The sequence below is a fragment of the Streptomyces sp. CB02959 genome (assembly GCF_002803155.1).
In the GTDB taxonomy this organism is placed as follows: Bacteria; Actinomycetota; Actinomycetes; order Streptomycetales; family Streptomycetaceae; genus Streptomyces.
Genome location: NZ_NNBP01000002.1, coordinates 390,627 through 403,066, shown reverse-complemented (window position 1 = coordinate 403,066; position 12,440 = coordinate 390,627). Strand labels below are relative to the sequence as shown.

The following is a 12,440-nucleotide window of genomic DNA, read 5'->3' as shown; positions in this document are numbered from 1 at the left end:
AGATGACCGAGAGGCAGCCGACAGCCATGAACAGCCACCACAACTCCTTTGCTTGGAACGCTGGTTGGGCCGCCGCGGTGCAGCGGCCGAGCGTGGGGTTCCACAAGAACTGGGCCGAGGAGGGTTTCGCGGACCAGACCGTGCGGCAGACCGTGCGGGTCACCGGGGCCGGGACCCGGGCCCGGATCAAGCTCTCCAACCGCTACGGGACCGCGCCGCTGGAGGTGTCCGGCGCGAGCCTCGCCCGGGCCGGCACCGGGGCGGCGGTGGCGGCCGGTTCGGTCCGGCCGCTGACCTTCGACGGGGCCGCTTCGGTGCGGATCCCGGCCGGCGGCGAGGTGTACAGCGACCCGGCGGAGGTGACGGTGGCGGCGCTGGAGTCGCTCACCGTGTCGCTGTACTTCGCGGGGCCGACCGGACCGGCGACCTTCCACGCGCAGGCGTGGGCCACCGCGTACCGGGCCGCGGGCGCACAGTTGGGGGAGGTGGATCCGGCGGTCTTCGGAGAGACGTCGGTGTCCTGGTACCACCTGGCCGCGGTCGAGCTGGCGGACGGCGGCCCGGCCCGGCGGGACACCGTGGTGCTCTTCGGCGACTCGATCACCGACGGCTTCGGGTCGACCGTCGACGCCGACCGGCGGTACTCGGACGCGCTGGCCGAGCGGCTGGCCGCCGGGGGCCGCCCCCTGCGGGTCCTCAATCTGGGCATCGGCGGGAACCTGCTGCTGAACGACTCGCCGTGGTTCGGCGAGTCGGCCGGCGCGCGGTTCGACCGCGAGGTGCTGGCACAGCCGGGCGTGCGGTCGGTGGTGGTCCTGGTCGGCCTGAACGACATCGGCTTCAGCGAGGTCGACCTGCCGACGTACAAGCCGAACCCGGACAACTCCGCCGAGCAACTCATCGCGGGATACCGGGATTTGATCGATCGGGGGCATGCGGCCGGGGTGCGGGTCGTCGGGGGGACGATCCTGCCGTTCAAGGGGTCGGAGTACCACACGCCGGTCGCGGAGGCGAAGCGCCGGGCGGTCAACGAGTGGATCCGGACGGCGGGCGCGTTCGACGCGGTGGCCGACTTCGCGGCGGTGCTGGCGGATCCGGCCGATCCGGACGCGCTGCGGTCCGCCTACGACAGCGGGGACTTCAAGCACCCGGACGACGCCGGGTACCGGGTGATGGCGGAGGCGGTCGATCCGGCCGCGCTCTGACGGGCTTTCGGCGCCCCGTCGCGGACGGCCGCCGCCCGCCGCCGCACCCCGGGGTCCGGGTCACCGCAGGACCCCGGGGGCGCTCCCGTCGTCCGTGGTGCCGGCCGCTTCGTCCGGCTCCTCCTGGTGCGTGTCGCGGCGGACCAGCGCGGCGTAGCGGCCGTCGGCGGCCAGCAGTTCGTCGTGGGTGCCGCGTTCGGCGATCCGGCCGCCGTCCAGGACGACGATCTGGTCGGCGTCCCGGACCGTGGAGAGGCGGTGCGCGATGGTGAGGGTGGTGCGGCCCGCGGAGAGCGCGTCGACGGCCTGCTGGACGGCGTGTTCGGTACGGGTGTCCAGGGCGCTGGTGGCCTCGTCGAGGACGAGGACCGGCGGGTCGCGCAGGAGGGTGCGGGCGATGGCCAGGCGCTGCTTCTCGCCGCCGGAGAAGCGGTAGCCGCGTTCGCCGACGACGGTGTCGTAGCCGTCGGGGAGGGCCGCGATGTGGTCGTGTATCTGGGCGAGCCGGGCGGCGCGCTCGATCTCCTCGTCGGTGGCGTCGGGCTTGGCGAAGCGCAGGTTCTCGGCGACCGAGGCGTGGAAGAGGTAGGTCTCCTGGGAGACCACGCCGACCGCGTGGGCGAGGGTGTCGAAGCCCAGGTCGCGGACGTCGGTGCCGTCGAGGGTGACCCGGCCGCCGGTGACGTCGTAGAGGCGCGGGACGAGGTAGCTCAGGGTGGTCTTGCCGCTGCCGGTCGGGCCGACGACGGCGAGGCTGGTGCCGGCCGGGACGGTCAGGTCGATGCCGTCGAGGGTGGGGGCGGCCTCGGGGTCGTAGCCGAAGGACACCTTCTCGAAGCGGATCTCGCCGCGCGGGGCGGGGAGCCGGACGGGGTCGGCGGGCTCGGTGATGTCGACCGGCAGGTCGAGGTATTCGAAGATGCGCTGGAAGAGCGCGAGCGAGGTCTGCATCTGGACGCCGGTGGTCAGCAGCGAGACGGTGGGGCGCAGCAGGCCCTGCTGAAGGGAGACGAAGGCGACCAGGGTGCCGAGGGAGAAGGCCGGGCCGCCGAGTTGGAGGACCAGGCCGGCCGCCCAGTAGATGAGCGCGGGCATGGCGGCCATGACGATGCCGATGGTGGCCATCCGCCAGCGGCCGGCCATGTTGGCGCGGACCTCCAGGTCGACCAGGCGCTCGGACTCGGCGGCGAAGTCCCTGGTCAGCGAGTCGGCGCGGCCCATGGTGCGGCCGAGCAGCACACCGCTGACCGAGAGGGACTCGGTGACCATCGCGGACATCGTGGCCATCTGCTTCTGCCGCTTGGTGGTGATCTTCTTGCGTTCGTTGCCGACCCGGCGGCTTATCGCGACGAACAGCGGGAGCAGCAGCAGCGAGACGACGGTGAGCCGCCAGTCGAGGGCGATCATGGCGACGACGGTGGCGATGACCGAGGTCAGGTTGGAGACCAGGGACGTGGCGGTGGAGGTGACGGTCGCCTGCATGCCGCCGATGTCGTTGGCGATCCGGGACTGGACCTCGCCGGTGCGGGTGCGGGTGAAGAACGCCAGCGGCATCCGCTGGAGTTTGGCGTAGACGGCGGTGCGCAGGTCGTGCATGACGCGCTGGCCGACCGTGGTGGAGATCAGGGTCTGCAGGACGCCGAAGACGCTGGTGGTGAGCGCGGTGGCGATCATGCCGAGGGCGAGCAGGGTCAGCAGGCCGGTGCGCCGGCCGGGGATGGCGACGTCCAGGATCTCGCGGAGGAGGAAGGGGGAGGCCACCGAGACCAGGGAGGAGGCGGCGACGAGCAGGCCGACCAGGGCCAGGCGGCCGCGGTAGGGGCGGAACAGCGCGAGGATCCGCCGCAGCTGGACCGGGGCGTCGGGGTCCTTGGGGGGCGGGGTCCAGTTCGGTTCTTCGGGACGCATGGGCTCCTACGAGGGCGAGGGTCAGGGACTGCGAGGGCGAAAACTTTGCCGAGCTTAGCTCATTGTTACCTATACTCACAATGAATCTTGTCCTGTACTCTGGGGGCATGCCCTCCCCCGAGCCGTCGGTCGGCGCGAACGAAGCCAACGTCGCCGAGCAGCTGGTGCGGCTGACCCGCCGGATGCAGCGCGCCCAGAAGCGCCACATGGCCCACCTCGACATCGCCTTCACCCCCGCCCAGTCCCGGCTGCTGCGGATCGTCGGCCACTGCCGCGACACCCCGCCCCGGATGGCCGACCTGGCCGAGCGGCTGGAGGTGGTGCCCCGGGCGGTGACCACGCTGGTGGACGCACTGGAGGCGAACGGCACGGTGCGCCGGATGCCCGATCCGACCAACCGCCGCGTGGTGCGGATCGAACTCACCGACACCGGCCGGTCCGCGCTGCGGGCGTTGCGCGGCGCGCGTCGGGCCGCCGCGGAGGAGATCCTGGCCCCCCTGACCGCCGAACAGCGCGAGATGCTCGGCGGCCTGCTCGCCACCCTCGTCGACGGACCGGGTGAACCGCACCGCACTGCCGCACCGGCCTGACCCACGGGCCGCCGCGCAGCCAACCGGAGGTGACCGTGCCCCTGCTGGAGCCCACGCCCGAAGCCCTGCGGCCCCGTACCACCCACCCCGCGCCGGACCGGGTGCCCGAACGACTGGCGGCCGGCACCCCCGAGCCGCTGCGCGGCGACCTGCTCGCGCTGCTCGGCCCGGACAAGGTCCGGCACACCGTCTCCGACCTGGTCCGCTACGCCTCCGACGCCAGCCCCTACCGCTTCCTCCCCCAGGTCGTGGTGGTCGCCGAAACCGCCGACGACGTCTCCGCGGTCTTCGCGTACGCCCGCACGCACGGCCGTCATGTGGTCTTCCGGGCCGCCGGGACCTCCCTCAACGGCCAGGCGCAGGGCGAGGACATCCTCGTCGACGTGCGCCGCCACTGGGCCGGTGTCGAGGTGCTGGACGACGGCGCCCGGGCCCGGATCCGGCCCGGCACCACCGTGCTGCGGGCCAACGCCGCGCTCGCCCGGTACGGCCGGCTGCTGGGCCCCGACCCGGCCAGCGCCATCGCCTGCACGGTGGGCGGCGTGGTCGCCAACAACGCCTCCGGGATGACCGCCGGCACCACCCGCAACTCCTACCGGACGCTGGCCTCACTGACCTTCGTACTGCCGTCCGGCACCGTCGTCGACACCGCGCACCCGGCCGCCGACGCCGACCTGGCCCGGGCCGAACCGGTGCTCTGCGCCGAACTGCTGGCCCTCAAGGCGGAGATCGAGGCGGAACCGGACCTGGTCGCCAGGATCCGCGCCAAGCACACGATCAAGAACACCAACGGCTACCGCCTGGACGCCTTCCTCGACGGGCGGACGCCGGTGGAGATCCTGCGCGGGCTGATGGTCGGCTCCCAGGGGACCCTCGGCTTCATCGCCGAGACGGTCTTCACGACCCTGCCGCTGGACCGGCACACCTCCACCGCGCTCCTCTTCTTCCCGACCCTCGCGGCCGCGGCCGCCGCCGTCCCGCGCTTCACCGAAGCCGGCGCCCGCGCCGTGGAGTTGATGGACGGCAACACCCTGCGCGCGTCGGTGCGCGTGCCCCAGGTGCCCGCCGACTGGGCGGAGCTGCCCAAGGAGACCGCCGCGCTGCTGGTCGAGTTCCGGGCACCGGACGAGGCCGCGCAGGAGGCGTACGAGGAGGCGGCGGCCCGGGTGCTGGCGGGACTGGAACTGGTCGCCCCGGTGCCGTCGGTCGGCAACGACCTCACCCGGGACCCAGCCGTGATCAGCGGCTACTGGAAGGCCCGCAAGGCGTTCGTCACCGCGGTCGGCGGCTCCCGGCCCGCCGGGACGACCCTGATCACCGAGGACTTCGCGGTCCCGCCGGCCCGGCTCGCCGACGCCTGCACCGCGCTGCTGGAACTCCAGGCCCGGCACGGCTTCGACGCCGCGGTCGCCGGCCACGCCGCCCACGGCAACCTGCACTTCCTGCTCGCCTTCGACGCCGCCGACCCCGACGACGTGGCCCGCTACGCCGCCTTCATGGACGACTTCTGCCGGCTGACCGTCGAGCGCTTCGACGGCTCCCTGAAGGCGGAGCACGCCACCGGCCGGAACATCGCACCGTTCCTGGAACTCGAATGGGGGCCGCGGGCCACGGAGTTGATGTGGCGGATCAAGGAAACCGTGGACCCCGGGGGCATCCTCGCCCCGCGGGTCCTGCTCGACCGCGACCCGCGGGCGCACCTGCGCGGGCTGAAGACGATCCCCCAGGTCGAGGCGGTCGCCGACCCGTGCATCGAGTGCGGCTTCTGCGAACCGACCTGCCCCAGCGGGGACCTGACCACCACGCCCCGCCAGCGGATCGTGCTGCGCCGCGAGATGCTGCGCCAGCCGCCCCGCTCCGCGGTCGGCGACGCCCTGCTGGACGCCTACGGCTACGACGCGGTGGACACCTGCGCCGGGGACTCCACCTGCAAGCTGGCCTGCCCGGTCGGCATCGACACCGGCGCGCTGATGAAGGACTTCCGGCACCGCCGGCACACCCCGCGCGAGGAGCGGATCGCCGAGTCGACCGCCCGGCACTTCGGGGCGGTCGAGCGGGCGGCCCGGCTGGCGGTGGCCGCCGCGGAGCGGCTCGACGACCGGCTGCTGGCGCGGGTGACCGGCACCGCCCGCCGGGCCGTCCGCCCCGACCTGGTGCCGGAGTGGCTGCCGCAGATCCCCGGCGCCGCGGCCGGCCGGCTGCCCGCGACCCGCCGGACCGGGGCAGCCGCGGTGTACTACCCGGCCTGCGTGAACCGCATCTTCGGCGAACCCGCCGGCCACCGCGGGCCGTCCCTCCCCCAGGCGGTGGTGGCGCTCGCCCGGCGGGCCGACCGCCCGGTGTGGATCCCGCCGGACGTCACCGGCACCTGCTGCGCCACCATCTGGCACTCCAAGGGCTACGAGCGGGGCAACCGGCTGATGGCCAACCGCATCGTCGAGGCCGCCTGGGGCTGGACGGCCGGCGGACAGCTGCCCCTGGTCGTGGACGCCTCGTCCTGCACCCTGGGCCTGGCCCGCGAGGTGGTGCCGTACCTCACCCCGTTCAACCGCTCACTGCACGCCGAGCTGACCGTCGTCGACTCCGTGGTGTGGGCCGAGGAGCTCCTCCCGCGCCTTGCGGTCCGCCGCACGCTCGGCTCCGCCGTCCTCCATCCCACCTGCTCCATGCAGCACCTGGGCGACGAGGACCAACTGCGGCGAGTCGCCGAGGCGTGCGCCCGCGAGGTGGTGGTCCCGGACGACGCGGGCTGCTGCGCCTTCGCCGGCGACCGCGGCCTGCTCCACCGGGAACTGACCGAGTCCGCCACCGCGAAGGAGGCCGCCGAGGTCACCGCCCGCCCCTTCGACGCCCACCTCTCGGCGAACCGCATGTGCGAGATCGGCATGGACCACGCGACGGAGGGCCGAGGCTACCGCTCGGCCCTCCTGGCGCTGGAATGGGCGACGCGTCCGGGCAACGACCCCGGCCCGTACGGCGTTTGAGGACGCGCGGGCGTCAGCGGGCGACGTGCAGGGCCACGGCGCCGTGGGCGGGCACGGTGATCTGCGCCTGCCCGTCCCCGCCCACGGTCACCGTGTGCCCGTCGCACGCCGACGGGTCCGCGGCGACCACGTCGCAGTACGTCCCGGCCGGCAGCGGTGTGGCGAACGACCGGCTCACCGCCCCGTCCCCGGCGTTGAGGGCCACGAACCCGGCCGACCCGCGCCCGAAGGCGATCGCGTCGCCCCCGTTGTCCCACCAGTCGGTCAGCTCCGCCGACCCCACCGCGTTGCGGAAGCCCACCATCCCGGTGATCTCGCGCTTGGCGTGCTCATTGGTCCAGGCGGAGCTGCCGGAGGCCGGCGGGCCGGCGTCCTTGTCGGTCCACTGGTAGCCGGAGTAGACGTTCGGGGAGCCGTACGGCGAGGCGAGCATGAAGACGTTGGCGAGGGTGTAGGCCGCGCCGTCCTTGTAGGTCAGCGTGGAGCCGTTCCGCTCGGTGTCCCAGTTGTCGACGAACGTACGGGCCTTGTCGCCGGCGAGCTTGCCGTCCGCGACGGACTTGAGCTGGGCGAGGTTCCGGCCCTGGACGGCGCTCTTGAGGTGGCTGCCGTAGCGGAACTCGTCGACGTCGCCGGTGCCGGTGTACTCGTCGGGTCGGACCGCCTCGCCGGCGCCGTAGATGACCTCCTGCACCCAGTAGCCCGGGTCCTTCATCTTGCCCTTGATGGCGGCGAGGTCGGCGGCGGCGATGTGCTTGGCGGCGTCGATCCGGAAGCCGTCCGCGCCCAGCGACCGCAGGTCGTCGAGGTACTTGGCGAGGGTGGTGCGGACGTAGTCGCTGCCGGTGTCGAGGTCGGCGAGGCCGACCAGTTCGCAGTTCTGGACGTCGTCGCGGTTGGTGTAGTCGGAGATGTTCTTGCGGCAGCCGTGGAAGTCCCAGTCCTGGTAGTAGCCGGGGTAGTTGTACTTGGTGTACTGGGTTCCGCCGGTGCCGGTGCCGGATCCGGCCGCCATGTGGTTGATGACGGCGTCGGCGATGACCTTGACACCGGCGGTGTGGCAGGCGCCGACCATCGCGGCGAACGCGTCCCGGTCGCCCAGCCGTCCGGCGATCTTGTAGCTGACCGGCTGGTACGAGGTCCACCACTGGTCGCCCTGGATGTGCTCGGAGGCGGGTGAGACCTCGACGTAGCCGTAGCCGGCCGGGCCCAGTTGGTCGGTGCAGGCCCGGGCGACGTCGGCGTACTTCCACTCGAAGAGGGTGGCGGTGACGTTCCGGTCGCCGGGCGGGGCGGCCTGCGAGGGCCAGGGGGCGAAGGCGGCGAGGCCGACCGCGGCCAGTACCCCGGCCAGCGTCCGGGCCCGCGCCCGGGACCGGTGCCCCCGGTTCGGCGCTTGCGTCGCTGCGTTGTCGCGGCTCCTTCGTCGCTGCACTGTTGCGGCTCCTTCGTCATGGGGCACGGGGACCGCGCCCACGAGAGCAGCCACGCGCCAGGCCGCCATGGGGGGGATTCCGCTTCGGAGCCTGCCTTTTCGTGCGTGGACACGTCAAGGATTTCGGCAAGGCTTTTCAGGGTCTTGCGAAAGACGCTGACACGGTCGGGCGGCCCGCGGCGGCACCCGCGGCGTACGAAGAGTCCAAGTACGCGTACCAAGAGTCCAATGGGCCCTCTTGTGCCCCAGGCCACCCAACCGTCAGGGTCCTCACCGAGGTTCACGACTGTCCCGCGTACGATCCGCTTCCTTGGAGGACCGATGCACGAGGCACAACCGCAGAACCAGCAGCCCGACGAGACCGGCCCCAGCCGCCGTTCGATCCTGTGGACCGCCGGCGCTGCGGGCGCCGGACTGGGACTCGCCGGGCTGGGCACCGGACCGGCGGCCGCGGCCGCACCCGGGACGACCGGCACGGCCGAGGCCGCCGCCACGACCCCCAAGCCCCAGGGCAAGACCATGATCGGGGTGCCGTTCGAACCGCGCAGCACGGTGCGCATCGGCATCATCGGCCTCGGCAACCGGGGCGGCAGCATGATCGACCTGTTCCTGGCGATGCCGAACGTACGGGTGGTGGCGCTCTGCGACCCGGTGAAGGACAAGGTCGCCAAGGCCGCCGCGAAGGTGACCAAGGCGGGGCAGCCCGCACCCGCCGTCTACACCAACGGCGACCACGACTTCGAAAACCTCTGCAAGCGCACCGACATCGACTTCGTCTACGCGGCGACCCCCTGGGACTGGCACTTCGAGATGGCGAAGACCGCCATGCTCAACGGCAAGCACGTCGGCACGGAATGCCCGCTGGCGCTCCGCCTGGACCAGCTGTGGGAGTTGGTGGACCTCTCCGAACGCACCCGCAGACACTGCCTCCAACTGGAGAACTGCTGTTACGGCAGAAACGAGATGCGGGTGCTGCGGATGGCGCACGCCGGCCTCTTCGGCGAACTGCTGCACGGCGCCGGGGCGTACATCCACGACCTGCGCGGCCTGATGTTCGACCCGGCGTACTACGAGGGGCCCTGGCGCCGGCTGTGGCACACCCGGCTGCGCGGCGACCTCTACCCCAACCACGGCTTCGGCCCGGTCGCCAACTACATGGACGTCAACCGCGGTGACCGGGCGGTCCGGATCGCCAGCTTCGGCACCCCGGCACTGGGCCTGGCCGCGTACCGCAAGCAGCACATGCCGTCCGGCGACCCCAGCTGGAAGGAGTCCTACGTCGAGAGCGACCGGACGATCAGCCTGGTGCAGACCGCCAAGGGCCGGGTGATCCGGCTGGAGCACGACGTCTCCACCCCGCACCCGTACAGCCGGATCAACAGCCTCGGCGGCACCAAGGGGCTCTTCGAGGACTATCCCGAGCGGATCTACCTGGAGCCCGACCAGAGCAACGACGAGTGGGGCGACTTCGGCGGGTACGCGCAGTGGGACCACTGGCTGTGGAAGGAGCACGCCAACCCGCCCGGCGGCCACGGCGGGATGGACTACATGCTGGTCTTCCGGCTGACCCAGTGCCTGCGGCTCGGCCTGGTACCGGACTTCGACGTCTATGACGCGGCGACCTGGTCCGCGCCGGTGCCGCTGAGCGACCGCTCGATCAAGGCGCAGGGCGCACCGCAGGAGATCCCGGACTTCACCCGGGGGCTGTGGCGGAAGGCGCGCCCGGGGATGGATTCGCAGAAGCCCGCCGAGTAGCCGGGGCGCGGGCGTCCGGGGCCCGGTGGCGGGCCGTCCGCCACCGGGCCCCGGAGGTCACTTCTCGCCGGGGGCGACCGCGGCGCCGTCCGGCTCCTCCCGGCCGGCGGGGGCGGTCCGCGGCTGCCCGGCCGGGGCCGCGCCGGCCAGCACCTGCTTGGCCGTCACCCGGTCCAGCGCGCCCTCCCAACGGGACACCGCGAAGACCGCGACGCAGTTGCCCAGCAGGTTGGTGGCCACCCGCATGGAGTCCATGATCCGGTCGACGCCGAGCAGCAGGGCGACGGCGGAGGCCGGGATGACGCCCAGCGCGGAGGCGGTCGCGGACAGCGCCAGGAACGCCGAACCGGGCACGCCCGCCATGCCCTTGCTGGTCAGCATCAGCACCAGGACGACGGTGATCTGCTGGCCGAGGGACAGGTGCACGCCGATGGCCTGGGCGATGAAGAGCGTCCCGATGGAGAGGTAGATGGAGGCGCCGTCGAGGTTGAAGGAGTACCCGGTGGGCAGCACCAGCCCGACCGCGTCGTCCCGGCAGCCGGCGGCCCGCAGCTTCTGCATCATCCGCGGCATCACGGTCTCGCTGGAGCCGGTGCCCAGCGCCAGCAGCAGTTCCTCGCGGGTGTAGCGGACGAACTTCCAGAGGCTGAGCCCGGTGACGGCCTTGAGGGCGAGCCCCAGCAGGACGAGGAAGACCAGGGCGACGCCGTAGCAGACCGCGATCAGCTTGCCGTACGTCGACATGGCGCCCAGGCCGTACTGGCCGACGAGGTGGGCGGTGGCTCCGAAGACCGCGAGCGGGGCGAGCTTCATGATGTAGCCGACGATGGTGAAGACCACGTCCTGGACCTGCTCGATCAGCGGCAGCAGCTGGGGCACGCGCTTCTGCCCGAGGTGCAGCAGCGCCGCGCCGACCAGACAGGCCAGCACCAGGACCTGGAGCAGGGAGTTCTCGGCGAACGCGCCGACCGCACTGTTCGGCAGCGCCTCCAGGACGAACTGGGCCGCGGAGGGCAGTTTTCCGCCACCGGTCGTGGCGTCCACCGCGCCCTTGTCGAGGGAGGCCGGGTCGACGTGCATCCCGGCGCCGGGGCTGAAGACGTTGCCCGCCAGGAGGCCCACGACCAGGGCGACGCTGGTCGCGACCTCGAACCAGATCAGGGCCTTGACGCCGATCCGGCCGAAGGACTTGAGGTCGCCCGCCTTGGTGATGCCGGCGACGACGACGCAGAACACGAGCGGGGAGATGACCGCCTTGATGAGGCGGACGAAGCCGTCGCCCAACGGCTGGAGCGAGGCGCCCGCCTGCGGCCACAGGCGTCCGACCAGGACACCGACCAGCAGGGCGAGCAGCACTTGGACGAACAGGCTGGTGCGCAACAGGCGCCCGGCGCGGCGGGCCAGGCTTCCGGTGGCGTGCGGCACGGGCACTCCTCCATGGACGGATTCTGGAATACGGAAATGAACTTCCGCGGTCCGTCACTATGGCCGGTTGTGGTTCCTGCCGAAAGAGTGCGGTGCAACTTCCCGGAAATCTTGGAGCTTGATCCAAGGAGGGCGGCCGCCCGGCCCTCGCGCTGCGGCCGGTACCCGGTTCAGTCGGCGAGGTGCGCCCGGTCCCCCATCACCACGACCGGGTGCCGCGCCGGGTCGAGCGCACGCAGCAGCGCCACCATCGCCGACTCGGCCACACTGACGCAGGCCGAGGTCCCGCCCCCGTGGTCCAGATGCAGCCAGACCCCGCCGCCCTTGGCCTGCCCCTGGGGGCGGGTGGGGTCCAGCGGGGACGTCCCCGCGACCCGGTTGTAGTCGATCGCCACCACGTAGTCGAAGTCGTGGCGGGTGTTCTTCGACCAGTACGCGGGCGGGGTGAAGGCCGCCGAGTGGGTGTACGGCAGCCGGGCCCCCGGGTCGGGGAGCACACCGCCGGCGTCGGTCAGCGGGAAGACGCCGACCGGGCTGCGCTGGTCGCCCTCGTGGTGGTCGGCGTCCAGCCGCGCCGGCCGTTGTGCGCCCGCCAACTCCCCTGGCTCTGCCAGCCGTTGGCGTCCTTCTCGTACAGCACCACGGTCGCGTCGGGGGAGTTCGCCCCGGCGCCGTAGACCGCGACGACCTGGCGGGCGGCGGCCGGGATCCGCGACCGCAGCGCGGCGCCGACGTCGGGAATGCCGTCGGAGTGCGTGGCCGCCGCACCCCCGCGGGCCGGTCCCCCGGGACGCTCCCCCGCCCCGGCTCCGCGCCCCTTGGCGCCCCTGCCGTCGCCGCCGTCGCCGCCGCCCTTACCCGCCGTGCCGCCGGCTCCGCAGCCCGCCAGGAGAACCGCCGTCGCCGCGGCCACCGCCACGGCCCGTCCCGCACCACCCGCTGTCCGCATGACGTCCATGCTCCCACCGCCTCCTGACGGTCGTTCGCCCCGGCCCGCCGACGCGTCCCGCACGGAAAACCCGTCGACTAACCGGCTTTCTGCGGAAAAACCGTTTGAAGCCGGGCCGTCCGGCACGCGAACCTTCCCTGTGCCTCCGCTCGCGCCGAGGCCCGTCACCAAAGGGCGCGAGGGCCCTGC

General features: G+C 72.7%; 7 protein-coding genes and 1 pseudogene. 4 read left to right on the top strand and 4 right to left on the bottom strand.

Annotated elements, in window-relative coordinates; translation table 11 throughout:
• Positions 1-2 precede the first annotated feature (2 nt).
• On the top strand, positions 3-1,205 hold the full coding sequence (locus tag CG747_RS05050) for an SGNH/GDSL hydrolase family protein (RefSeq protein WP_257980220.1): 1,203 nt from the start codon (positions 3-5) through the stop codon (positions 1,203-1,205).
• Positions 1,206-1,265: 60 nt separating this feature from the next.
• On the opposite strand, the gene CG747_RS05045 is transcribed toward CG747_RS05050, so the two are convergent.
• A complete protein-coding gene (locus tag CG747_RS05045; protein WP_100600380.1) occupies positions 1,266-3,113 on the bottom strand; it encodes an ABC transporter ATP-binding protein in 1,848 nt (615 codons plus the stop codon).
• A 107-nt stretch (positions 3,114-3,220) separates the two neighbouring features.
• Here CG747_RS05045 and CG747_RS05040 point away from each other — a divergent pair, with 107 nt between their 5' ends.
• Both CG747_RS05040 and CG747_RS05035 read left to right on the top strand, forming a co-directional pair.
• Complete coding sequence (locus tag CG747_RS05040; RefSeq protein WP_100600379.1) at positions 3,221-3,703, top strand: MarR family winged helix-turn-helix transcriptional regulator; 483 nt, start codon at positions 3,221-3,223, stop codon at positions 3,701-3,703.
• A 35-nt stretch (positions 3,704-3,738) separates the two neighbouring features.
• A complete protein-coding gene (locus CG747_RS05035) occupies positions 3,739-6,687 on the top strand; it encodes an FAD-binding and (Fe-S)-binding domain-containing protein (protein ID WP_100600526.1) in 2,949 nt (982 codons plus the stop codon).
• 13 nt (positions 6,688-6,700) lie between these two features.
• On the opposite strand, the gene CG747_RS05030 is transcribed toward CG747_RS05035, so the two are convergent.
• Positions 6,701-8,041 (bottom strand): alpha-amylase family protein, encoded by a 1,341-nt coding sequence (locus CG747_RS05030; RefSeq protein ID WP_100600525.1) that lies wholly within the window; start codon positions 8,039-8,041, stop codon positions 6,701-6,703.
• Positions 8,042-8,443: 402 nt separating this feature from the next.
• Between CG747_RS05030 and CG747_RS05025 the strand changes: the two genes are divergently transcribed.
• Positions 8,444-9,877 carry a Gfo/Idh/MocA family protein gene (locus tag CG747_RS05025; protein WP_100600378.1) on the top strand — a complete coding sequence of 478 codons (1,434 nt, stop codon included), beginning with the start codon at positions 8,444-8,446 and terminating at the stop codon, positions 9,875-9,877.
• A 57-nt stretch (positions 9,878-9,934) separates the two neighbouring features.
• On the opposite strand, the gene CG747_RS05020 is transcribed toward CG747_RS05025, so the two are convergent.
• Together CG747_RS05020 and CG747_RS05015 are read right to left on the bottom strand one after the other, a co-directional pair.
• Positions 9,935-11,302, bottom strand: coding sequence for a cation:dicarboxylate symporter family transporter (locus CG747_RS05020; RefSeq protein ID WP_100600377.1), 1,368 nt, complete (start codon positions 11,300-11,302; stop codon positions 9,935-9,937).
• Between the two features lie 170 nt (positions 11,303-11,472).
• Positions 11,473-12,260 (bottom strand): annotated as a pseudogene (locus tag CG747_RS05015) (hypothetical protein).
• Positions 12,261-12,440 lie beyond the last annotated feature (180 nt).